The sequence below is a fragment of the Streptomyces griseus subsp. griseus genome (genome assembly GCF_003610995.1).
GTDB lineage: Bacteria > Actinomycetota > Actinomycetes > Streptomycetales > Streptomycetaceae > Streptomyces.
This window is the reverse complement of record NZ_CP032543.1, coordinates 2,244,770-2,267,668: the sequence shown is the minus strand read 5'-3', so window position 1 is coordinate 2,267,668 and position 22,899 is coordinate 2,244,770. Positions and strand designations below refer to the sequence as shown.

At 72.0% G+C, this 22,899-nt stretch carries 15 protein-coding genes and 1 pseudogene; 7 read left to right on the top strand and 9 right to left on the bottom strand.

The window, feature by feature from the left end:
- Positions 1-250: 250 nt before the first annotated feature.
- The 3 genes and pseudogenes from D6270_RS10450 to pepN all read right to left on the bottom strand — a co-directional run bounded on the left by D6270_RS10450 (position 251) and on the right by pepN (position 7,835).
- Positions 251-3,559, bottom strand: coding sequence for a S8 family serine peptidase (locus D6270_RS10450; RefSeq protein ID WP_204117134.1), 3,309 nt, complete (start codon positions 3,557-3,559; stop codon positions 251-253).
- Between the two features lie 230 nt (positions 3,560-3,789).
- Positions 3,790-4,892, bottom strand: a pseudogene (locus D6270_RS10445) (hypothetical protein).
- A 351-nt stretch (positions 4,893-5,243) separates the two neighbouring features.
- The gene (gene pepN, locus D6270_RS10440) at positions 5,244-7,835 is read right to left on the bottom strand and encodes an aminopeptidase N (RefSeq protein ID WP_109165666.1); all 2,592 of its coding nucleotides are present in this window, start codon (positions 7,833-7,835) and stop codon (positions 5,244-5,246) included.
- A 170-nt stretch (positions 7,836-8,005) separates the two neighbouring features.
- Here pepN and D6270_RS10435 point away from each other — a divergent pair, with 170 nt between their 5' ends.
- The 4 genes from D6270_RS10435 (at position 8,006) to D6270_RS10420 (ending at position 12,113) form a co-directional block, all read left to right on the top strand.
- Positions 8,006-8,656, top strand: a complete 651-nt coding sequence (locus D6270_RS10435) for a mycothiol-dependent nitroreductase Rv2466c family protein (protein ID WP_109165667.1) — start codon at positions 8,006-8,008, stop codon at positions 8,654-8,656.
- A 118-nt stretch (positions 8,657-8,774) separates the two neighbouring features.
- Positions 8,775-9,122 (top strand): VOC family protein, encoded by a 348-nt coding sequence (locus D6270_RS10430; RefSeq protein WP_109165668.1) that lies wholly within the window; start codon positions 8,775-8,777, stop codon positions 9,120-9,122.
- A gap of 89 nt (positions 9,123-9,211) precedes the next feature.
- A complete protein-coding gene (locus D6270_RS10425) occupies positions 9,212-10,609 on the top strand; it encodes an MFS transporter (protein WP_225976821.1) in 1,398 nt (465 codons plus the stop codon).
- The gene (locus D6270_RS10420; RefSeq protein ID WP_109165670.1) at positions 10,599-12,113 is read left to right on the top strand and encodes a pyridoxal phosphate-dependent decarboxylase family protein; all 1,515 of its coding nucleotides are present in this window, start codon (positions 10,599-10,601) and stop codon (positions 12,111-12,113) included. Before D6270_RS10425 ends, D6270_RS10420 begins: the two co-directional genes overlap by 11 nt.
- A gap of 62 nt (positions 12,114-12,175) precedes the next feature.
- Here D6270_RS10420 and D6270_RS10415 read toward each other — a convergent pair whose 3' ends face one another.
- From D6270_RS10415 to D6270_RS10400, 4 genes are all read right to left on the bottom strand, one after another.
- Complete coding sequence (locus tag D6270_RS10415; protein ID WP_109165671.1) at positions 12,176-12,829, bottom strand: CatB-related O-acetyltransferase; 654 nt, start codon at positions 12,827-12,829, stop codon at positions 12,176-12,178.
- Positions 12,830-12,911: 82 nt separating this feature from the next.
- Complete coding sequence (locus D6270_RS10410; RefSeq protein ID WP_109165672.1) at positions 12,912-13,655, bottom strand: DUF2071 domain-containing protein; 744 nt, start codon at positions 13,653-13,655, stop codon at positions 12,912-12,914.
- On the bottom strand, positions 13,652-14,011 hold the full coding sequence (locus tag D6270_RS10405) for a metalloregulator ArsR/SmtB family transcription factor (RefSeq protein WP_109165673.1): 360 nt from the start codon (positions 14,009-14,011) through the stop codon (positions 13,652-13,654). Before D6270_RS10405 ends, D6270_RS10410 begins: the two co-directional genes overlap by 4 nt.
- 165 nt (positions 14,012-14,176) lie before the next feature.
- Positions 14,177-14,818 (bottom strand): superoxide dismutase, encoded by a 642-nt coding sequence (locus tag D6270_RS10400; RefSeq protein ID WP_109165674.1) that lies wholly within the window; start codon positions 14,816-14,818, stop codon positions 14,177-14,179.
- Positions 14,819-15,138: 320 nt separating this feature from the next.
- On the opposite strand from D6270_RS10400, the gene tkt reads away from it, so the two are divergent.
- Positions 15,139-17,379: a transketolase gene (tkt, locus tag D6270_RS10395; RefSeq protein ID WP_109165675.1), complete on the top strand. Its 2,241-nt coding sequence runs from the start codon at positions 15,139-15,141 to the stop codon at positions 17,377-17,379.
- Between the two features lie 95 nt (positions 17,380-17,474).
- Positions 17,475-18,155 carry a Dps family protein gene (locus tag D6270_RS10390; protein WP_109165676.1) on the top strand — a complete coding sequence of 227 codons (681 nt, stop codon included), beginning with the start codon at positions 17,475-17,477 and terminating at the stop codon, positions 18,153-18,155.
- A 10-nt stretch (positions 18,156-18,165) separates the two neighbouring features.
- Here the strand turns inward: D6270_RS10390 and D6270_RS10385 are convergent, their stop codons facing one another.
- Positions 18,166-19,233, bottom strand: a complete 1,068-nt coding sequence (locus D6270_RS10385) for a glycerophosphodiester phosphodiesterase family protein (protein WP_109165677.1) — start codon at positions 19,231-19,233, stop codon at positions 18,166-18,168.
- 374 nt (positions 19,234-19,607) lie between these two features.
- Here D6270_RS10385 and D6270_RS10380 point away from each other — a divergent pair, with 374 nt between their 5' ends.
- Positions 19,608-21,335, top strand: coding sequence for a hypothetical protein (locus D6270_RS10380; RefSeq protein ID WP_225977037.1), 1,728 nt, complete (start codon positions 19,608-19,610; stop codon positions 21,333-21,335).
- Between the two features lie 19 nt (positions 21,336-21,354).
- On the opposite strand, the gene D6270_RS10375 is transcribed toward D6270_RS10380, so the two are convergent.
- Positions 21,355-22,797 (bottom strand): amino acid permease, encoded by a 1,443-nt coding sequence (locus tag D6270_RS10375; RefSeq protein WP_109165678.1) that lies wholly within the window; start codon positions 22,795-22,797, stop codon positions 21,355-21,357.
- Positions 22,798-22,899 lie beyond the last annotated feature (102 nt).

Here is a 22,899-nt window from a genome sequence, read left to right as displayed (position 1 = left end):
TCCTCTGTTCTGTACACCTGTGCGGCTGTGCGGCCCGTTTGCCGCTCCATGATGCGTATGACCGGGCCCGGCTTGTCCAATCCACTGTCCGACCTGCGGACTCATCGGGCGAGGGCCACAGATTCTGCATCGGCCGTGTGTGCCAAGGGGAACATCTGCGGTCGCCCTCCCCAGGGTGTGAGCATGAACACGTACAGCGGGGCGGGTGCTCGTGGAGAGCGCCCGCCCCGCTGCCTTACCGGTGGAGCTGTTACGGCGTGACCTTCTCGATCACGACGCTGCCGGTGCCCGCGGCGGTGCCGCGCGCGTTGACCAGCTGGACCTCACCGAAGAACTGACGCCCCTCGGGAGCCGCACCGGCGACCACGACCTCGGCGCCGACCTGCGCCGAGGCGCCGTTCGCCAGGCTGTAGGTCTTCGACGCGTCGACCTTCAGGGTGCCGAGTGAGGCCGAGTAGTACACGTCGCGGTAGTCGTACGTGGTCGACCCGGACGGAACCGAGTAGCCCTCGACGATCACCGTGTACGTACCGGCGGCCGGGTTGGCCAGGCTGACCTTCTCCTCCGAGCCGGCGGTGGTGCCGCTGCCGACCTGGGTCGCGCCCCGGAAGACGTACAGGTCGAGGTCGGCGTTGGCGTCCGACGTACCGCCGATGGCGAAGTCCAGCTTCTCGACGCCCGCACCGATGGTGACCGTGGTCTGGCGGGTCTGGCCCGTGGAGATCGACGGCTTGTCGACCTTGGCCGAGCCCAGCGAGCCGCCCTTGAGCTTGCCCTCAAGAGGCGCGGCCGTGTTGGTGACCTTCCAGTTCACCGCGGCCGGGGCACCGATCTTCGCCTCGGCGATGGTCTGCACCGCCGGGTCGAAGGTGGCGCCGAGGATCGACACGTCCAGCTTGAACGGGTTGTCCAGCAGCGGCGACGTACGGCGCGACTCGACCTCGACCTCCCACACGCCGGGGAACGGGTCCTTGTAGGAGCGCACGTCCGGGCGGCAGGTGTTGGCCGGGTTCTCGTAGTTCGGGTAGCAGTTGACCGTGGAGGTCGGGTCGACCGGCGTCCCGTACGGGTGCAGGGCGATGAACCGGGTCTGGCTGCCCGAGCGCAGCGCGCTGAGGGCGACCTCAAGGGTCTTGGCGCCCTCCGGCACGTTGAAGAAGTACGAGGTGGTGCTGTTGCGCTGCACCGAACTCGACGACTTGAACGCGTAGCCGGGGCCGTTCAGCTCGTTGGCGACGACGACCGTGGACATGACCTGGTGGTCGATGCCGATGGTCTTGTTGTCGTCCAGCTCCAGGATGGCGCTGTGCACGCCGGCCTTCTTGGCCTTCGCCGTGACCTTCAGCTTCACCGGGGTGTCGAGCGGCAGCGAGACGTACTCGGGGCTGCTCAGCTTGAAGGTGCCGTCGTTGTTCTTCCACGACAGCTTGTGCTGGACGTTGCGGTCCGGGCCGGTGGTGCGGGTGACGGTGATCTCGTAGACCTTCGTCTCGCCGACCTTGAGGCCGCCCTCACGGTCGTAGAGGCCGGTGCCGAAGCCCGGGTCCTTGAGCGCGAAGTCGATCGCGGTGTCGACCGGGGCCTTCACCTTGTACTCGTGCGCCGGGTTGCCCTTCTTGGTGATGAGCTTCCAGGCGGCGACGATGTCGATCAGGCCGGAGCCCTGGACGTGCGCGGGCACGTCCTTGATCTGGCTCGCCGAGCTGGTCAGCGCGACCCGCAGGTCGGCCGGGGGCAGCTCCAGGTCCTTCTGCTTCGCGGCGGAGAGCAGCAGGGCGGCGGCACCGGCGGCCTGCGGCGAGGCCATCGAGGTGCCCTGGAGCATCGAGTAGCCGGGCGGCAGGGCGTAGCCCGCCTCCTTGACCGGACCGCCCTCGGCCCAGGTCTGGGTGGTGTTGATCGCCGCGCCCGGGGCCGAGATGGTCGGCGTGAAGCCGCCGTCCTCACGGGGACCGCGCGAGGAGAAGGGGAGCATGTCGTACTTCTTGGTGACGTTGGAGCCGTAGTTCGCGGCCCAGGTCTCCTTGGAGATCGACGCGCCCACCGAGATGACGTGGTCGGCCAGGGCCGGGTCACCGATGGTGTTGAGGCCCGGACCGCTGTTGCCGGCCGAGATGACGAGCTGGACGCCGTAGATGTCGATGAGGCGCTTGTAGAGCTCGGCACGGGCGTTGTTGCCGTCGTTCAGCGGCGGCAGGCCGCCGATCGACATGTTGACGATGTCGACACCGTGGTTGACGACGAGGTCGATCATGCCCTCGGTCAGCGCGATGTTGGTGCAGCCGCCCGACCAGGTGCAGGCGCGCGAGGAGACGATCTTGGCGCCGGGCGCCGCGCCGTTCATCGCGCCGCCGAACAGGCCGTTGGCCGCGGTGATGCCCGCGACGTGCGTGCCGTGCGAGCCCTCGATGACACCGATGTTGACGTAGTCGGCCTTGGCGCCGGCCGCGTTGTAGACCACGTTCTTGCGGGTCTCGACGACGAACGGGATGCGCTCGACGACCTTGGTGCGCGGGTCGTCCTCGCCGAAGTACTCGACCTGGAACTTGTCCTTGTACGGCTTGAGGGCCTTGTCGTCGGAGAAGTCCGCGTTCTCGTTCAGGTCGACCCGGACGGTGCCCTTGACCGGGTCGTAGAGCACGCCCCAGACGTCGGTGGTGTCACCGTCGCGGTTGAGGTCGCCCGCCATGTCGCCGCCGGTGGTGGCCGACTCGGCGAAGGTGGCGAACTTGTAGCTGCCCTCCGGGGCGGTCCAGGTCTTCCCGGCGGCCGTGAACGTCGGTCCGGTCACGGTCTGCGTCATCCGCAGCCAGGTGCCGTCGCCGTCGTTGACCGGGTCGGTGGCGGTGACCCAGTCGACGATCTTGCGCTCGCCGGTGGTGGTCTTCTTCAGCGCCGGGTGGCCGAGGTCGACACCGGAGTCCAGGACACCGATGGTGATTCCGCGACCGTCGGCCTTCGGGTTCTTCTTGACGAAGTCGACCGCGCCCGTCTCGAAGGACGGGTTGTACGGGTTGGCGGCCGGGGTGTTCTTGCCCGGCGCCGGGTAACTGCCGGTGGCCTTGAGCTGCTTGGCGCCCGTGGCCCGGTCGCCCGCGGGCGTCGGGTCGTCCAGCTTGATCTCCTGCTTGAGATCGATGCCGAGCACGGACTTGAGCTTGGAGGCCGCCTCGATGGTGGCCTCGGCGGTGCTGGTCGGCACCGTCGCCCGGACGTAGCCGAGCTTGTCGTAGGTCTGGCCGAGCACGGACCCCTTGACGGCGTCGAGCTGCTCGGCCACCTGCTCGGTCGCCCCCGGGGTGGTGGCGATCATCATCGTGATGTTCTTCTCGCCCTTGGCTTCGGCCTTCGCCAGAACTTCGGCGTCGGCCTTGCCGAGCTTGTCGCCCCGGTCGCTCGTGGCGGCCGGTTTGACGGGTGCCGGTGCCGGGTCGTCGACGGCGAACACCGGTGCCGCGCCGGAGGCCGCGAGGGCGGCGGCCAGGCCGGCAGCGGCCGCTATGCGCGCGGCTCGTCTCGCCCCGGGTATGGAGCTGGGGGATTCCTTGGTCATCAGCATCCCTGTAATTGAAAGAGAGAGTCCGGAATTCGGTACCGGATGACCGCTCACCCTGTCGTAAATGACAGGGCTTTGTGGAGAGTTGACGGAGACGAGACAGGTACATGGCATAGATCCGCCACGGGGGACGATACGTCACGAGGGACGAATGAGGCGAAAGCGCACGCCGGAAGCGCTCATTCCGGGCGTGTGGTCCGGACCAGTGGCACCAGGGCCGCCACGGCCTCCTCTCACCGCGGCAGCACGATCAGATAGGCGGCCGGCTCCCGGTCGTCCGCCGCCATCAGTGCCGTCCGCACCACTGTGGCCTGCTGGTCCATCGCCTCGCGCAGCTTCCCCGGGGTGAGGTGGACGACCGTGACCCCGAGCCGTTCCAGCCGCTCCCGCTTGGCGGCGTACGCGGACCACTGCGGGTCCTCCGAGCGGTCCGGGCCCCGGCTCCCGCCCCGCCGCCCCTGGCTCGGCGGACCGAACCGGGGCGCCCGGGTGTCCAGCTCGACGGCGACGGCGAGATCCGGCCAGTACGCGTCGACCCCGCCCAGCTCCGGCCCGCCCGGCAGCCGCAGCTCCACGTTCCACAGCGGCTCCGGCAGCCCGTGCTCGCGCACCATCGCGTACAGCCGCTCCTCCGCCACCGCCCGCCCCTCCGCCAGCAGCGCGTCCACCGCACCCGCCACCGCCGGCCGCCCCAGCAGCTTCGCCGCGCTCAGCTCCCGCACCACGGCGCCCGGTTCGCAGTGCCCGGCCCGCACGGCCTCGGTCAGCAGCCGCGTCACGTCCTCCGCCTCGCCCAGGCCCGCCACCGCGTCGGCCAGCGCCCGCTCCACCGGGGCGGCGGGCACCCCGGCCCTCCGCACCGGCGCGGGCAGCGCGGCGGTCCGCACCACCTCCACGAACCGCGTGGAGCGCAGCCGCCGGGTGCGCGGCACCAGGACGTCGATCCGGTGCAGCTCCTCCAGGTCCGGCACCGAGGCGAAGCCGTACAGCGCGAGCGCCGCCAGGCCGGTCACCATCGCCTCGCCGAATCCGTCGTCCGGCTGCTGCGGCGGCGTACGCCGGGCGGAGACCGGCGGGCGTCCCGCGTACAACAGGGCGCCGTGCAGCCGCTCATGGCCGCTGGGCGGGCCCGGGTGCAGCAGATGGACGCCGGGCAGCAGGTGCTGCCAGGGGCCGCCGGGCAGACAGTGCGCGGACGTCTGCGCGGCGGAGACGCCACGGGCGCGGAGCTGGGCGGCGGAGAGGACGCGGTGCGCCACGGCCTGGAGGTGGTGCGGGGGGCGGGTGAACAGGGGGAGAGGGAGGACGCGGGAGACAGCGGGGTGTTCTGGGTCATGGGCGATGGTTTCCCGCCACCCCAGGGCGTCCTAACCGCTGTTACACGCCCGTCGACTATTCCGGACAACACCGCTCTAAAGTACGGGCGTTCGATGACCGAAAAGGGGCATCCTGCGAGAAATGGGGAGGGGGCGCACCGCGCGGATGTACGAGCGCCGATTTCACGCCGCGCACACGCCGGTCCCGCGCGCCCCCTGGGGCCTGCCTCACTGCTCCGCGAGGCGCCGCCCCGGACGGACCCGCCCCCGGGGGCCTGTCTCACTGCCGGGCGAGGCACCCCTCACCGACCCGCCCCGGGATGCCCGGCCGACCGGTCGGCGAGGCACCCCCGGGACGGACCCGCCCACCTCTACGCCCGGGCGTCGCACTCCTGGCCGCGCAGCACCCGCGCCAGGTCGTCCCGGGCCTCCAGGACCAGCCGGCGCAGCGCCGGAGCGGCCTCCGGGTGCCCGGCCAGCCAGGCATCGGTCGCCGCCAGGGTCTCCGGGCTGTCCTGGAGAGCCGGGAAGAGCCCCTTCACGACGTGCATGCCGATCTGGATGGACCGCTCCGCCCAGATCCCCTCGATCACCTCGAAGTAGCGGCCGGCGTACGGCGCCAGCAGCTCCCGCTGAGAGGGCTGCTCGAACCCCGCGATCGTCGCCTCGACCAAGGCGTTGGACAGCTTGTCCGACTCCACGACCGCCGCCCACGCCTGCGCCTTGACCGCCTCCGAGGGGCGTGAGGCCAGGCACCGTACGTGGTGGCGCTTGCCGGACGCCGTGTCGTCACGGGCCAGTTCGGCGTCGATCGCCGTCTCGTTCGCCACGCCGTGCGAGGCGAGCGGGGAGAGGAAGGCCCAGCGCAGCTCCTGGTCGGTCTCCAGACCGTCGATGCGGGCCGTGCCCTCCAGCAGCCCGCCCAGCAGCTGGAAGTCCGCCTCGGAGCCCGCGACCGCCGCGAAGAAGCGGGCCCAGGTGAGCTGGTGCTGGCTGCCCGGCTCGGCTCCCCGCAGCTCCCGCAGGGCGCCTTCGGCGAGTGCCCGGCCGCCCTCCTCGCGCCAGGCGGGGGCGGCGTAGTTCACCAGCGCCGACTGCGCCCAGGCGTGCAGCATCTGGAGGACGCCGATGTCGCTCTCGCGCCCGGCGTGCGCCAGCACCAGCGCGACGAAGTCGCGGGCGGGCAGCAGCGCGTCCCGGGTCAGGTTCCACAGCGCCGACCAGCACAGGGCGCGGGCCAGCGGGTCGCTGATGGAGCCCAGGTGGTCGCGGAGGGTGGCCAGCGACCCCTCGTCGAAACGGATCTTGCAGTACGTGAGGTCGTCGTCGTTGACCAGGATCAGGTCGGGCCGCTCCGCCCCGGCCAGCTCCTTCACCACCGTGCGCTCCCCGGCCACGTCCACCTCGGCCCGCGCGTACCGCGTCAGCTCACCGTCCGGCGTACGCCGGTACAGGCCGACCGCGACCCGGTGCGGGCGCAGCTCCGGGTGGGAGGCGGCGGCCTCCTGGACGACGGCCAGCTCGGTCAGCGCCCCGGCCGCGTCGTACGTCGCCACGGGGGTGAGCACGTTGACGCCGGCCGTCTGGAGCCAGGAGCGCGACCAGGCCGTCATGTCACGCCCCGAGGTCTCCGCGAGCACCGAAAGAAGGTCGCCCAGCCGCGTGTTGCCGTACGCGTGACTCTTGAAGTAGCGCCGCGCGCCCTCAAGGAAGGCGTCGCGTCCCACGTACGCCACGAGCTGCTTCAGTACGGAGGCGCCCTTGGCGTACGTGATGCCGTCGAAGTTCAGCTTGGCGTCCTCCAGGTCACGGATGTCGGCCGTGATCGGGTGGGTGGAGGGCAGCTGGTCGGCGCGGTAGGCCCACGCCTTGCGGTTGTTGGCGAAGGTGATCCAGCCGTTGGTGAAGCGGGTCGCCTCCACCATCGAGAAGGAGCCCATGAAGTCCGCGAAGGACTCCTTCAGCCACAGGTCGTCCCACCACTCCATGGTGACGAGGTCGCCGAACCACATGTGGGCCATCTCGTGCAGGATGACGTTGGCGCGCCGCTCGTAGGCGGCCGAGGTGACCTTGCCGCGGAAGATGTACTCCTCGCGGAAGGTGACCATGCCCGGGTTCTCCATCGCCCCGAGGTTGTACTCCGGCACGAACGCCTGGTCGTACTTCCCGAAGGGGTACGGGTAGTCGAAGTTGTCGTGGAAGAAGTCCAGGCCCTGCTTGGTGACCAGGAAGACGTCGTCCGCGTCGAAGTGCTTGGCGAGCCCCTTGCGGCACATCGCGCCGAGCGGGATCTCCAGGGTGGTGCCGTCCTCGAACGTACGGCTGTAGTGGTCGGTCACGTAGTGGTACGGACCGGCGACGACGGCCGTGATGTAGGTGGAGATCGGCTCCGTCTCCGCGAACCGCCACACCCCGCCCTCGTGCGACTCCTCGGCCCCGTTGGACCAGACCCGCCACCCTTCCGGGGCGGTCACCTGGAAGCGGTAGGGCGCCTTCAGGTCCGGCTGTTCGAAGTTGGCGAAGACACGGCGGGCGTCGGCCGGCTCGTACTGCGTGTAGAGATAGACCTCGCCGTCCTCCGGGTCGACGAAGCGGTGCATGCCCTCGCCGGTCCTGCTGTACGCGCACCGGGCGTCGACCACGAGGACGTTCTCGCCCTCCAGGAGCCCGTCCAGGGCCACCCGGGCCCCGTCGAAGACAGCGGCCGGGTCGAGGGCCTGCCCGTTCAGCGTCACGGCGTCCACACCCGGCGCGACCAGGTCGGCGAAGGTCGAGGCACCCGCGCGGGCCGAGCGGAACCGGATCGTGGTGAGCGAGCGGAACGTACGCGGACCGGAGTCACCGTCGGCCCCCTCGGGCTCGCCGACGGCCGAACGCAGGTCGAGTGCGACCTCGTAACCGTCGACGGTCAGCAGCTCGGCCCTCTTCCGGGCCTCGTCGCGGGACAGGTTTTCACCGGGCACGGGCACTCCTTCGTGACGCGCGTCAATGTGTCGTGTTCGAACCTATTGATCCTTGCACGCGTCTCCGGCGGCCGGTATCCGGTCAGGCCGTAGTGGCCGGGGCCGGGAATGACCGGCCCCTCGGCGGCGTTCCCGCCCACAGCAGCAACAGGCCTTTCCTGAGGAGAGAGATGTCCGACAACACCCCCGCGAACGGCAAGACCCCGGCCGACTTCTGGTTCGACCCGCTCTGCCCGTGGGCGTGGATGACCTCCCGCTGGATCCTGGAGGTCGAGAAGGTCCGCGACATCGAGGTGCGCTGGCATGTGATGAGCCTGGCCGTCCTGAACGAGGACAAGCTGGACGACCTGTCCGAGGAGTACCGGGACCTGCTGGAGAACAAGGCATGGGGTCCGGTCCGGGTCGTCATCGCCGCGCAGCAGCTCCACGGCGACGAGGTCGTCGGCCCCCTCTACACGGCCCTCGGCACCCGCTTCCACAACAAGGGCGAGGGCCCCACCCGCGAGGCCGTCGTCGGCGCCCTGAAGGACGTCGGCCTGCCCGAGGAGCTGGCGGACCACGCCGACAAGGACACGTACGACGCAGAGCTCCGCGCCTCCCACAAGGAGGGCATCGACAAGGTCGGCCAGGAGGTCGGCACCCCGGTCATCGCCGTGCCCGGTGCCGACGGCGAGCAGGTCGCCTTCTTCGGCCCCGTCGTCACCCCCGCCCCCAAGGGCGAGGACGCGGCGAAGCTCTGGGACGGCACGCTGCTGGTCGCCTCCATCCCCGGCTTCTACGAGATCAAGCGGACCCGCACGCAGGGCCCGGTCTTCGACTGAGAACCCTTCCCGAAGGCCTTTCCCCAGGGGCCTTCGGAGGGCCTTTCCGGTTGTCACGGGCCGGGAGCACGGACGTGCTCCCGGCCCGTTGTCAGTGGCGGACCGTACGGTGAGGACCATGCGAATCTCACCGGAGATGATCACGATCGACTGCCCCGACCCGCAGACGCTGGCCGCCTGGTGGGCCACGGCGCTGGGGGTGGAGGGGACACAGGACTACGGCGAGTTCGTCATCGTCCCGGCGACCCCGCTGGTCCTCGGCTTCCAGCGGGTGCCCGAGCCCAAGACCGCCAAGAACCGGGTGCACGTCGACTTCTCGTCCCCCGACCGCCCGGCGGAGGTGGAACGACTGACGGGGCTCGGCGCGACGGTGGTCGGCGAGCACGCGATGCACGGGCTGTCCTGGACGGTCCTGCAGGACCCGCAGGGCAACGAGTTCTGCCTGGCGGACGAGGGCACGGAGTGACCTAGGGACCCGAGGGCGTCCACCCCCACCCGAGGGTGTCCGCCCCCGCCTCTTGCCGCCCGGTCGAACTCTCGTTCATGATCTGCCCCATGCCGACCGAGAGCCGCCACGACAGCGGTACGGAGCGGAGCCCGGGGAGTCCGCGGAACCCGGGCCCGCCCCTCCCGCGCCGGGTGCGGATCGGCTACGGCCTCGGCTCGCTCTGCACCGGCACCTTCGCCACCGTGCCCGGCCTGATCCTGCTCTACTACCTGACCAATGTGCTCGCGGTCTCCCCGGCCCTCGCCGGGGCGGCGGTCTTCCTGCCCAAGGCCTGGGACGTCCTGATCAACCCGCTCGTCGGCGCGGTCTCCGACCGCAGCCGGCTGCGCGGCGGCCCGCGCCGTCCGTTCCTGCTCATCGGCGCCTGCACCCTGCCGCCGCTCTTCGCGCTGATCTTCGCCGCGCCCCCGCTGCGCGGCATGGCGGCCGCCGCGTACGTCGCCGCCCTCTTCCTGCTCGCCGCGACCGCCTACGCGGTCTTCCAGGTCCCGTACGTGACCATGCCCGCCGAGATCACCGAGGACCCGGCCGAACGCCGCCGGGTGCTGAGCTGGCGGGTGGGCTTCCTCGGCGCCGCGATCCTGCTCTCCGGAGCGCTGGCCCCCGCCATCGCCCACGCGGACGGCGGCACTCCGGCGAGCTACCGGCTGATGGGCATCGCCGTCGCCGTTCTGCTCGCGGTGGGCATGTTCGGCGCCTGGTTCGCCACCCGGTGGGCCCCCGCCGTGGCCCGCTCCACCGCCGAACCCTCCCTCCGCGCCCAACTGGCCGTGGCCCGCACGAACCGGCCCTTCCTCTTCCTGGCCGGCATGTGGTTCCTCCAGGCGCTTGCGGTGGGCGTGATGCTGGCGGGGGTCCAGTATTTCGCCACGTACACCCTCGGCTCACCGGGCGCGGTGACCCCGCTCTTCGCGTGCCTGATCGGCCCGTTGGTCCTGGTCATGCCGGTGTGGACGAGGCTGGCCCGACTGCGCGGCGCGAAGTACGCGCAGGGCTGCGCCACCCTGCTGTACGTCGCCGGGGCGGCGGCCCTCGCCCTCACCGGCCAGGTCGGCAGCGCCCTCGGCTACGCGGCTGTCGCGGTCATCGGCATCGCCTACGCGGGCCTCCAACTCCTGCCGCTGACCCTGCTCGCGGACACTCTGGCCGCCGACACCGCCCGTACGGGCAAGCGCCGTGCGGCCACGTTCACCGGTCTGTGGACGGCGGCCGAGACGCTGGCGTTCGCGCTGGGCGCGGGCGTCTTCGCCCTGGTCCTGGCGCTGACCGGTTTCCGCTCCTCGGACGCCGACCACGAGGTCGCCCAGCCCGCCGCCGCGCTGACCGGCATCACGGCGGGTATGAGCCTGCTGCCCGCACTCCTCGCCGCCGCGAGCCTGTGGCTGCTCCACCGCTATCGCGAGGACCCCGCCGACGCCCCGGAGGAACCCGCCCGTGTCCCATGACCAGGACGACGCCCCCGCCCTCCCGCCCGGCCGCCCAGCGGCAGAGATCCTCACCGAACTCACGGCGCTGCGCACCGCCGACGCCCCCACCCGGGGCGGCCGGACCTTCGCCTACGTCTACGACGCCGGGCGCGAGGGCCTGGACGAACTGGCCGCCGACGCCTACGCCGCGTACGCCACCGTCAACGGCCTCGACCCCACGGTCTTCCCCAGCGTGGCGCGCCTGGAGAACGACCTGGTCGGCGCGGCGGCGGCCCTCCTCGGCGCCCCGCCCGGGGCCCAGGGCACCTTCACCAGCGGCGGCACGGAATCGATCCTGCTGGCGGTCAAGACGGCCAGGGACCACGCCCGTTCGACGCGCGGGGTGACCGACCCGCAGCTCGTGCTCCCCTCCACCGCGCACGCCGCGTTCCACAAGGCCGCCGCCTACCTGGGCCTGGAACCGGTGGTGGTCCCGGTGGACCCGGTGACGTACAAGGCGAACCCCACCGCGATGGCCGCCGCGATCACACCCCGCACCGCCCTGGTGGTCGCCTCGGCCCCCTCGTACGCGCACGGGGTCATCGACCCGGTGGCGAGGATCGCGGAGGCGGCGGCCGAGCACGAGGTGCTGTGCCATGTGGACGCGTGCATCGGCGGCTGGCTGCTCCCGTACCTGCGCCGGGCGGGCCGCGCGGTCGAACCGTTCGACTTCTCCCTCCCCGGCGTCACGTCCGTCTCGGTGGACCTGCACAAGTACGGCTACGCGGACAAGGGCGCCTCCGTGGTCCTCTACCGGGACGCCGAACTCCGCCGCCACCAGTATTTCGCCCACGCGGGCTGGCCGGGCTACCCGGTGGTCAACCCGACGGTCCAGGGCACCAAGCCGGCGGGCCTGCTGGCCCAGGCATGGGCGGTGCTCCAGCACATAGGCGAGGACGGCTACACGACCTTGGCCGCGCGGGTGGCGGAAGCCTCCGACCACCTCACCGAGGCCCTCCGCGCCACCCCGGACCTCCACATCCTCGGCGAACCGGAGGCGGGGCTGGTCGCGTTCACGGTCCTCACCCCCGCCACCCCCGGCGGAACCGCCGGCACCCCCGACCTGAGCCTCCTCCTGCATCTGGCCGACGAGATGCGCGCACGCGGCTGGTACCTCCAGCCCCAGCTCTCCTTCGACGGCCTCCCGCCCAACCTCCACCTCACCCTGACCCCCGCCACGGTCGACCGGGTGGACGCCCTGCTCACCGACCTGACGACCGCCCTGGCGACAGCCCGCACCCTTCCCCCGGTCACCCCCGACCCGGCCCTGACGGACCTGGCGGCGACCCTGGACCCGGACACCCTCACCCCGGAGGACGTCTCCGGCATCCTGGCCTTCGCTGGCCTGGGGGAGGACCCCGACAGCCCGGCCGGCCTCCCGGAGCGCATGGCCCCGGTCCTGTTCCTCCTGGACACCCTGCCGGGCCGGCTGAAGGAACGGCTGCTGACGGAGTTCGTGGGGTCGGTCTTCCGGCTGCGCTGAGGGGCCGGAGAGGTCGCCGTCCGGCACTCCCGGGCCGTCGCACCAGCTTCAGCGGGCCCCCTTCACCCCGCGCCCGGTGCCGCCGCCTCCAGCTCCGCCACCGTGCCCGACATCACCGTACGGATATGGCGTGTCAGGTGGTCCGCCGGCCAGTCCCACCACGCCACCGCCAGCAGGCGCGCGATGTCCGCCTCCTCGTAGCGGGTGCGGAGCAGCCGGGCCGGGTTGCCGCCGACGATGCCGTAGTCCGGGACGTCCGAGACGACCACGGACCGCGAGCTGACGATCGCGCCGTGCCCGATGCGGACGCCCGGCATGACGACCGCCTCGTAGCCGATCCAGACGTCGTTGCCGATCACCGTGTCGCCCCGGTTCGGCAGGCCCGTCAGCAGGTCGAAGTGGTCGGCCCAGGAGCCGCCGAGCGTCGGGAACGGGAACGTGGACGGTCCGTCCATACGGTGGTTGGAGCCGTTCATGATGAACCGCACCCCCGTGGCCAGCGCGCAGAACTTCCCGATGACCAGACGCTCCGGCCCGTAGTGGTAGAGCACGTTCCGGGTCTCGAACTCCGTGGCGTGCTCCGGGTCGTCGTAGTACGAGTACGCCCCCACCTCGATCAGCTCCGAGGTGACCAGCGGCTTCAACTGCACCACACGCGGCTGGCCGGGCATCGGGTGCAGGACGGTGGGGTCGGCCGGGACAGGGGCAGAACTCATGGGCTCGTTTCCGGGGAGGGGCGCGGGCAGGCGGACCGGGTCATGGTGGCAGCCCCGGCCCGGCTCGGGCACGGGGATTTCGCTACGCCACCCCCGCCGCGCACCCCATCCGCATCGGCGCCCCCTGCGACCAGTGGGCCGCCACGCCCCGCATCACCAGCGCGCTGTCCAGCACCGCGCTGCCCGGCGGGAAGCGGTCCGGGTCCTCGAAGAACGAGGAGCGTACGGTACGGGGCCGGCCCGCCGTCACCTTCCAGGCGTCCGTGGACAGTTCGAGGACGTCCAGGTGGGAGCCCCGGGCGTTGGGGGAGAGGCCCCGGCCGCCGAGCCGGAAGAACTCCGACGCCTCCGCCAGGTCCGTGAACAGCCCGCTCCCGTGCAGCTCCTCGGCCGGCTCCACCGTCGCGTCGACCTCCACCTCACCGTCCCGGGTCGCGAAGGCCACCCGTACGGCGTCGGCCTCCTCCCGCACCGTGAAGTCCGCCCGGCCGTGCTCGCCCGGGTAGATCCGGCCGCCCGCGAAGGCGTTGAGGCGGGAGGCGGTGTCGCGGCGCGGGATGTAGACGCCGGACTCCACACCGTCCGGGCCGTCCCACTCGACGGAGATCCGGTGCGCCGCGTTCTCGCTGGTCAGCCCGGTCGCGGCCGGGGCCCAGCCGGGGCGGACGCCACCGATCCGGAGCAGGCAGATCCCCGCCACCGCCTGCCCGCGCACCAGTTGGGGCCGCAGCGGCGCGGGCAACAGGGCCGCAGCGACGGACGGGTCCACCCGGTAGTTCACCAGGAGGCGGCGTTCGATGGTGCTGGAGAGCCGGGGCCGGATCATGGGGCATCGCCTTCCGGGGCGGGATGCCACTTGGTGTGGCGGAGCACGATCTGCTCGGGGCACACCGCGCTCAGGAAGCGTCCCACGCACATGGCGAGGCGCTCCTCGGCGAGCGAGTAGAGGATGCGGTTGGCGTCCCGGCGCTCGGTGACGAGCCCGGCGCCCTTGAGCACGCCCAGGTGGCGCGAGATGGACGGGGCGCTGATCGAGAACCGGCTCACGATCTCCCCGGCGGCCAGCTCACCCCCGCGCAGATCCTCCAGGATCTGGCGGCGGGTGGGGTCGGCGAGCGCGCGGAAGGCACTCGCCTCCTCGTCATCGGAGGCAGGAGCGTGAGCGGCGGAGGGTGGTTCCATGCTCTATGTTTAGCATGTGAGCTAAATAGCTAACAACTCGGTTCACGGCAGGGGAAAGCCCCCGCGAGTCACGTCCTCGCGAGGGCTCTCCGTCCATCCGCCTGCCGAAGTGAAGGTTGAGAAGACGATCACGAGGCAGGGCGTCTGTGGTGCGCCGGCGTCACATCAGGGGGCGAGCAGCAGCACGTCCGCGCGCTCCTTGGCGGCGGCGTAGCGCTTGGCCACGTCCTGCCAGTTGACGACCCGCCACATCGCCTCGATGAAGTCCACCTTCTGGTTCTTGTACTGGAGGTAGAAGGCGTGCTCCCAGGCGTCGAAGACCAGGATCGGGACCGAGCCCTGGCCCACGTTGCCCTGGTGGTCGTAGACCTGCTCCACGATGAGCTTGCCGCTGAGGGGCTCGTACGCGAGCACGCCCCAGCCGGAGCCCTGGGTGGTGGCCGAGGCCTTCGTCAGCTGGGACTTGAAGCCCGCGAACGCGCCGAAGGACTCGGTGATCGCGTCGGCGAGGTCGCCCACGCCGTCCGCCGCGAGGGGCTCGCCGCCGCCGTCGCCCGTCATGTTGTGCCAGTAGATCGAGTGCAGGATGTGGCCGGAGAGGTGGAACGCGAGGTTCTTCTGGAGGCCGTTGATCGCACCCCAGGCCTCCTTGTCGCGGGCCTCTTCCAGCTGCTCCAGGGTGTCGTTCGCGCCCTTGACGTACGCGGCGTGGTGCTTGTCGTGGTGCAGCTCGATGATCTGCGGGTTGATGACCGGTTCGAGCGCCGCGTAGTCGTACGGGAGTTCCGGGAGCGTGTACGTGGCCATGATGCGAGCCCTCCGACTGCTGGGAATGCCGTCCAGTTGTTATTGCAACCTATATGCAGGAGCAGGCTAACAGCAGCAAGGTCCTCAAGTGATCAGCCCTTCGGCCTAGGACCGGCGCCCCGCTCTTCCGCCCCCTCTCCCGCAGGTCTTCCGCGCTTTGTCCCGCAAGGGTGATTTGCTCCTCCTGTCGTGCTGCGTACGCCATCGCAGGTTTGGACCCGTCGTTCCGGGGGACCCGGCCAAGCGGCCGGGCGTTGCGGAGCCGGGGTCCGCAGGCGCGCCGCTCGCCGCTGACCGCCCCACCGATGCAGGAGGACTTGATGGCACCCCGCAATGCCCCCGACGCCCCCGATGCCCCGGGCGGCGGCCCCGGCCGCTCCCGCGACCCGAAGCTGGCCCTGCCCGTCGCGGACGCGGCGGGCTGGGGCCCTCTCGACGTCCGCGCCGTCGACACCGTGCGGCTGCTGGCCGCCGACGCCGTGCAGAAGGCGGGCCACGGCCACCCGGGCACCGCGATGAGCCTGGCCCCGCTGGCGTACCTGCTCTTCCAACAGGTCATGCGGCACGACCCGGCCGACGACCAGTGGCTCGGCCGCGACCGCTTCGTGCTCTCCTGCGGCCACTCCAGCCTCACCCTCTACATCCAGCTGTACCTGAGCGGGTACGGGATGGAGCTGACGGACCTGGAGGCGCTGCGCACCTGGGGATCGATCACCCCCGGCCACCCCGAGTACCGCCACACCCGGGGCGTCGAGATCACCACCGGGCCGCTCGGCCAGGGGCTCGCCTCCGCCGTCGGCATGGCCATGGCCGCCCGCCGGGAACGCGGCCTCCTCGACCCCGACGCGCCCGCCGGCACCAGCCCCTTCGACCACCACGTGTACGTCGTCGCCTCCGACGGCGACCTGATGGAAGGCGTGACGGCCGAGGCCAGTTCGCTGGCCGGACACCAGGAGCTCGGGAATCTCGTCGTCTTCTACGACTCCAACCACATCTCCATCGAGGAGGACACCGACATCGCCTTCAGCGAGGACGTGACCGCCCGCTACGCCGCGTACGGCTGGCACGTCCAGACGGTCGACTTCACCCGCACCGGCGACTACGTGGAGGACGTCGACGCCCTCCTCGCCGCCGTCGAGGCCGCGAAGAGCGAGACCGGCCGCCCCTCCCTGATCCTGCTGCGCACGATCATCGGCTGGCCCGCGCCCACCAAGCAGAACACCGGCAAGGCCCACGGCTCCGCGCTCGGTGACGACGAGGTCGCCGCCACCAAGAAGCTGCTCGGCTTCGACCCGGACGCCGACTTCACCGTCGAGGACGACGTACTGACCCACGCCCGCGCGGTACGGGAGCGGGGCGCAGAGGCCCACCGCGCCTGGGAGCCCGGCTACCGGCGGTGGCGCTCCGGCAACCCCGAGCGTGCCGCGCTCCTGGACCGGCTGCTGGAGCAGAGCTTCCCCGACGGCTGGACCGACAGCCTGCCCGTCTTCGACGCCGACCCCAAGGGCATCGCCACCCGCAAGGCCTCCGGCGATGTGCTGAGCGCGCTGGCGCCGGTGCTGCCCGAGCTGTGGGGCGGCTCGGCCGACCTCGCGGGCAGCAACAACACCACCATGGAGGGCGAGCCGTCCTTCGTGCCCGAGGGCAAGCAGACCGGCGAGTTCCCCGGCAACCCCTACGGCCGTACGCTCCACTTCGGCATCCGCGAGCACGCCATGGGCGCCGTCCTCAACGGCATCGCGCTCCAGAGCCTCACGCGCCCCTACGGCGGTACGTTCCTGATCTTCAGCGACTACATGCGCCCGGCTGTCCGCCTCGCCGCCCTGATGAAGCTCCCGGTCACCTACGTCTGGACCCACGACTCCATCGGCCTGGGCGAGGACGGCCCCACCCACCAGCCGGTCGAACAGCTCGCCGCCCTCCGCGCGATCCCCGGTCTCGACGTCGTACGGCCCGCCGACGCCAATGAGACCACCGTCTGCTGGCGCACCGTCCTGGAGCACCACGACCGGCCCGCCGGCCTCGCCCTCACCCGGCAGCCGCTGCCCGTCCTGGAGCGCGGGGAGGGCGCGTACGCCCCCGCCTCCGGAGCGGCCCGGGGCGGCTACGTGCTCGCCGACAGCCGCGAGGAGACGCCCGACGTCATCCTCATCGGCACCGGCTCCGAGGTCCACATCGCCCTGGAGGCCCGTGAGTTGCTGGCCGCCGAGGGCCACGACGCGCGGGTCGTCTCGCTGCCCTGCCGCGAGTGGTTCGCCGACCAGCCGTACGCGTACCAGGACGAGGTCCTGCCGCCCGGGGTACGGGCCCGGGTCAGCGTCGAGGCGGCCGTCGCCCAGGGCTGGCGGGATGTCGTCGGCGACGCGGGCCGCATGGTCAGCCTGGAGCACTTCGGCGCGTCCGCCCCCTTCGAGCGCCTGTACGAGGAGTTCGGCATCACGCCCCGCGCGGTCGCCGACGCCGCCCTGGCGAGCATCCGCGCGGCGGCCGGCCCCGTCCGGCCCGGCGGCGAGCGCGCCGGCGCCACCCCGACCGAAGGCGGCACCGGCGACGCCGGTTAGACCCCCGCCTCCCCAAGACCACATCCGCCCCCCCCGTAAAGCCACCACCGCCTCCCGAAACCATCACAGTCGACGTCTCTACGAACAGGAGCCCCATGTCCCCCGCACGTACCCCCCGCTACACCGTCCCCGGCCTCGGCGTCGACCAGGGCCGTCAGGTCATCGACCTCCTGACGCTCCGCCTGCACGCGCTCAACGACCTCTCCCTGACGCTCAAGCACATCCACTGGAACGTCGTCGGGCCGCACTTCATCGCCGTCCACGAGATGCTGGACCCGCAGACCGCGGCCGTACGGGAGATGGCCGACGCGGCCGCCGAGCGCATCTCCGCCCTCGGCGGCGAGCCGCAGGGCACGCCGGGCGTCCTGGTCAAGGAGCGCACCTGGGAGGACTACAGCGTCGGCCGCGCCGACGCCATCGCCCACCTCGGCGCCCTGGACCTGGTCTACACGGGGATCATCGAGGACCACCGCGCGGCGGTCGCGAAGGCCGGCGAACTCGACCCCGTCACCGAGGACCTGCTCATCGAGCACCTGCGCGGCCTGGAGCAGTTCCAGTGGTTCGTCCGCGCCCACCTGGAGAGCAGCTCCGGGACCCTGTCCAACGCGGGCGCCGACACCGAGGAGGAGGCGGCCGCCGCAGCGTCCCCGAAGCGCGCGGCCGCCCAGCGCACCCCGGCGAAGAAGACCGCGCGGCCGGCCCCCGCCAAGAAGACGGTGGCGACGGCGGCCAAGAAGACCGCCAAGAAGACGGCGAGCAAGCGCACCACGCGCTGAGAACCGGCGCCTAACCGCGCCACTCCTCCCGCGCTCGCACCGCGAGGTCCGGGAAGTCCGTCACCACCGCGTCCACGCCCTGCCCGTAGTGGAAGGCGTACTCGGCGAACGCGTCGCCGAAGTCGTTCGGCGCGGTACCCCGGCGGTGGGCGGCCGGGAGGAACTGGTTCTCCGCGCGGAAGGTGTACGCGCCGACCTTCAGGCCCGCCGCGTGCGCGTCCGCGAGGAGCGTGTGCGGCGGGACGAGGGTGGACTTGTCCGGCCCGATCCACTGCGCGTACGAGGCGATCTCGCGCAGCCCCGCCGGGCTCATCATGTCCTTGTAGGTCACCGCGTGACCATAAGGGCCGCCGCTCGTGCCCAGCGCCTGCCAGAGGGGGAGGCCGAGGCGGGCGGCGGCGATGCGGTGCAGGCTGGACGGCTCGAAGGACTGGACGACGCACTCCCGGGCGGTCAGCCGGTTGCGGCGGATCACCCGGATCAGCTCCTCCTCCAGCGGCAGCCCGATCGCGCGGAAGTACGTCGGGTGCTTGGTCTCCGGGAAGACCGCGATCCGGCGGCCCGACTCCTTCGACAGCCGCCGGGCCAGGTCGATCACCTCCTGGAAGGTCATCACCTGCCCCCGGCCGTCGAAGACCGTGTTCCGGTTGCGGACCAGCGGCAGCCGCTCCACCGTGCGCAGCGTCCTCAGCTCGCGCAGCGTGAAGTCCTCGGTGAACCAGCCGGTCACCGCTTTGCCGTCCACGGTCTTCGTGGTGCGGCGGTCCGCGAACTCCGGCCGCCCGCCGACATCCGTGGTCCCGCCGATCTCGTTCTCGTGCCGCACGACCAGGACGTGGTCCTTCGTCGGTACGAGGTCCGGTTCGATCCAGTCGGCCCCGGCCCGTACGGCGTAGGTGTACGAGTCGGCGGTGTGCTCCGGGCGCCAGCCCGCCGCCCCGCGGTGGCCGATCACCAGAGGTCCGGAGGGGCGGTGGGGGCCTGGCGCGGGGCCCGACGCGACGGCGGGGGCGGTGGCGGCGGCTGTGACGGCCGCGGTGGCCAGGAGGACCGAACGACGCCTCGGTGCAGCGGACATGACAGCTCCTCGGGTGGCGGAACCACCACGGAAGCGAGGCCGGATGACCTCCCGGCGTACGGCACCCGACCCTGCGGTGTCGGGCAGCCCACGTGTTTCCGGGCCGCGCCGAGCACGCGTGGGGAGCGGTACCCGGCCCCCGCGACCGAACCGCGCCCGGTACCCGTACCGGAACCGTGAACTCCGGCCCCTGACCGGCCCCGGGCCGCGCCCCTGGCCATAATGCGCTCGTGAACAGTCCCGTCCCGCTGCCCGCCGAACACATACCCTCCGGCACCGCCGCCTGGCGGACCCCCGATGCCCAGCGCTGGCTCGGCGCCGTGCCCGCCCGGTGGGCGCACCCGCTCCGGGCGGTGCTGCCGCTGGTCGTCTCGATGGTCTGGTACATGGCGGCGTCACCCGTCGCCCCCTGTACGTCCGCCGAGCCGTGCGGCACCGACTGGCCGGGGCTCGGGATGATGGTCGTGCTGGTGCTGACCCCGTACTGGGTGTGGCGGCAGCCCCGGCTCGCCCTCGTGGGGCTGGCGGCCGGGCTGGTGGGGTTCGCGGAGGACGGCGGCTTCACCGCGTCGTTCGGCGAGCCGTACGCGCTGGCCTACCCGCTGTCCGCCGCGTTCACCACCGCCGGGATCGTCCACCGGCTCACCCTCGCCGGGCGGCAGCGGGCGCTGGCCCTGGAGGCGGCCGGGCCGGTCGAACAGCCGCTGCCCGCCGCCGCGCGGACGTTCCGCCGGGGCCGGTTCTCCTTCGGCCTGGCCGTGCTGATGCTCGCCGTCGCCGGGTTCGGCTACTGGCAGGCCCAGCAGCTCGCCGACGCGTACGAGGAGCGGGCCGCCGGCGCCACGCACCTGACCGGCCGGGTCGTGGCCCATGAGGAGGACGACGACGGCAACGACATCCTGAAGGTGCTGGCCGAGGAGCGGACCCACCGCTTCGCGACGGCCGTCCCCGAGGACTTCCCCGTGGACAGCAGGGTCGGGATCGTGGTGGACGGCGACTGGGCCGCGCTGGTCGCGGAGCCGTACGACGCGGTCGGCTGGGAGCTGCTGGCGCTGATCGGCACCGCCGCCGCGCTGGCGTTCTTCGCCAACGCCGTGGACGGGCGGACGCGTTCGGCGCGGCTGCGGCGCCGGCCGCTGCCGGTGCTGCGCGTGCTGGTGCGCGAGGACCACGAGGACGGGCGTACCTGGGTCTTCGCGGCCGACGACCCGGAGGCCCTCCGGCCGATCCTGCACTTCCACTCCTTGCACGCCTTCGAGGAGGACGAGGAGGAGGACGGCGACGGCCGGGCGGCGGACCCCGTCGACCTCACCAAGGTCCGGCAGATCCTCTCCGGCGACGACCCGCCCCCGCCGCTGCGGGAGGGCGTCCTGTACGGCGTCCCCTACGCCGGTGCCGAAGTCGCCCTCGCCGCACGCCTCGACGCGGACGAGCCCGAGGTGGTGGTCGAGTGCAGCGTCACCGCGGTGAAGCCGGCCGCCCCGGGGCCGGTGACGCGCCGACCCGGGCGCCCCAGGCGGAAGAACGTGCAGCGGCCCCTGGAGGAGGTCGTCGCCGCCATGACGCCCGGCACGGGCCTGCGGGTGTGGAAGGCGCACGGCTTCTCGCGCGGTGTGGTGGGCCTCGGCCTGCTGGTGGTGCAGGGCGGCGGCATCTGGGCCATGGTCGACGACGGGCCCTCGTGGCACTGGTGGTGGCTGCCGCTGGGCCTGCCGTGGCTGGTCTCGGCGGTGGCGACGGCGCTCACCTGGCGGATCACCGCCGACCGCGACGGGCTCTGGGTGACCGGGGCATGGCGCGTGCGGCGGGTCGCGTGGGACGCGATCACCTCCGTACGCGATGCCGGTGACGGCATCCGCGTCGGCACGGGCGAGGGCCACCCCGACGTCGAGTTGTCGCCCACCGGCTGGCCGTGGCTGGAGCGCCGGCTGGGCCGCGAGCCGTACGCGGTGCGCGCCGCCGGGGAGGCGCGGGCGCTGGTGCTCCGGCCGGAGCTGCGGCCCACCGAGGAGGCGCCGACGGCCCGGCAGGGCACGCCGGTCGGGCCGCCGCTGGTGGCCGTGTCGGTGCTGTGGGGCGCGGCGGTACTGCTTCTGCTGTGACCACCGCGCCCCGGACCGCCTACTTCCGCTGCGCCGGGATCTCCGCCGCGTCCTCGCCCCGGCGCCGCCGCTGACGTACGGCACCGATACCGATCAGCACCACTGTCAGCGCACCCGTGGCCAGTAGCTGGTCGCGGGTGTCCGGCTGGCGCAGCATCAGCAGGAAGATGGCCGCCATGCCCGCGAGCGCGACGATGGTGAGGACCGGGAAGAGCCACATCCGTACGACCAGCTTCGCAGGGGCCTCGCGCTCGGTGCGGCGGCGCAGGATCAGCTGCGAGACGGCGATGAAGATCCACACGACCAGGATCACCGCGCCGATCATGTTCAGCAGCCAGGGGAACACGTCGTCCGGTCGCCAGTAGCTGAGCAGCACGCACAGGAAGCCGAACACCGACGAGAACAGCACCGCGTTGCGCGGCACCCCGGACGAGATCCTGCCGAGCAGCGCCGGTCCCTGGCCCCGGGCGACCAGGGACCGGGCCATCCGCGAGGCGCCGTAGATGTTGGCGTTCATCGCGGAGAGCAGCGCGATGAGGATGACCACGTTCATGATCTGGGCGGCACCGCCGATGCCGAGGTGGTCCAGCATCGCGTAGAAGGGGCCGACCTCGGCGACTTTCGGGTTGTCCCACGGGACCAGGGTGACGATGACGGCCATGGAGCCGATGTAGAAGACCGCGATGCGCCACATCGCCGTACGGACCGCCTTCGCGACGCCCTGCACCGGGTTCTCCGACTCGGCGGCGGCGATGGTGACCGTCTCCAGACCGCCGTACGCGAAGACGGAGGCGAGGAGCCCGATGATGAAGCCGTCCATGCCCTTGGGCAGGAAGCCCCCAACGCCGGTGAGGTTGGTCAGGCCGGGCGCGTCCGTGTCCGGGAGCACGCCGAGGATCGCGAGCAGGCCGAGCACCAGGAACAGGGTGATCGCGATGACCTTCAGCGCGGCGAACCAGAACTCGAACTCACCGAAGTTCTTCACGGCCGCCAGGTTCGTCCCCAGGAAGACCACCATGAACAGGGCGACCCACGCCCACTCCGGTGTCCCGGGCAGCCAGCCGCTGACGATCTGGGCGGCACCGATGCCCTCCAGGCCGACGGCCACGCAGAGCAGGAACCAGAAGGACCAGCCGGCGGTGAACCCGGCCCAGGGGCCGATCGCCCGTTCGGCGTGCACGGAGAAGGAGCCGGAGGCCGGGTTGGCGGCGGACATCTCGCCGAGCATGCGCATCACCATCATGACGAGCAGCCCGGAGAGCGCGTACGCGACGACGATCGAGGGCCCGGCGGCGGCGATCCCGGCCCCGGAGCCCACGAAGAGCCCGGCGCCGATGACCCCGCCGAGGGCGATCATCGAGAGGTGGCGCTGTTTGAGGCCGTGGGTGAGCGCGGAGTCCGTCGAGGGTCCGGTGGAGGCCGCGGAGTCAGCGGTGGGGGGAGACGCGGAGGTCCGAGACATGGACAAGCTCTGTTCGCTAGCTGAGACGGGGGACGAACCCACAGTCTGGACATCCGCACCGCTCACAAGGAACGGGTGTCCGCTATACGGGCACGAGGCTCA

Excerpts from the sequence above, each read along its gene's own strand:
- D6270_RS10450 (WP_204117134.1), bottom strand. The coding sequence starts at position 3,559 with ATGCTGATGACCAAGGAATCCCCCAGCTCCATACCCGGGGCGAGACGA.
- D6270_RS10435 (WP_109165667.1), top strand. The coding sequence starts at position 8,006 with ATGTCCGACAACACCCCCGCGAACGGCAAGACCCCGGCCGACTTCTGG.
- D6270_RS10430 (WP_109165668.1), top strand. The coding sequence starts at position 8,775 with ATGCGAATCTCACCGGAGATGATCACGATCGACTGCCCCGACCCGCAG.
- D6270_RS10425 (WP_225976821.1), top strand. The coding sequence starts at position 9,212 with ATGCCGACCGAGAGCCGCCACGACAGCGGTACGGAGCGGAGCCCGGGG.
- D6270_RS10415 (WP_109165671.1), bottom strand. The coding sequence starts at position 12,829 with ATGAGTTCTGCCCCTGTCCCGGCCGACCCCACCGTCCTGCACCCGATG.
- D6270_RS10410 (WP_109165672.1), bottom strand. The coding sequence starts at position 13,655 with ATGATCCGGCCCCGGCTCTCCAGCACCATCGAACGCCGCCTCCTGGTG.
- D6270_RS10405 (WP_109165673.1), bottom strand. The coding sequence starts at position 14,011 with ATGGAACCACCCTCCGCCGCTCACGCTCCTGCCTCCGATGACGAGGAG.
- D6270_RS10400 (WP_109165674.1), bottom strand. The coding sequence starts at position 14,818 with ATGGCCACGTACACGCTCCCGGAACTCCCGTACGACTACGCGGCGCTC.
- tkt (WP_109165675.1), top strand. The coding sequence starts at position 15,139 with ATGGCACCCCGCAATGCCCCCGACGCCCCCGATGCCCCGGGCGGCGGC.
- D6270_RS10390 (WP_109165676.1), top strand. The coding sequence starts at position 17,475 with ATGTCCCCCGCACGTACCCCCCGCTACACCGTCCCCGGCCTCGGCGTC.
- D6270_RS10385 (WP_109165677.1), bottom strand. The coding sequence starts at position 19,233 with ATGTCCGCTGCACCGAGGCGTCGTTCGGTCCTCCTGGCCACCGCGGCC.
- D6270_RS10380 (WP_225977037.1), top strand. The coding sequence starts at position 19,608 with ATGGTCTGGTACATGGCGGCGTCACCCGTCGCCCCCTGTACGTCCGCC.
- D6270_RS10375 (WP_109165678.1), bottom strand. The coding sequence starts at position 22,797 with ATGTCTCGGACCTCCGCGTCTCCCCCCACCGCTGACTCCGCGGCCTCC.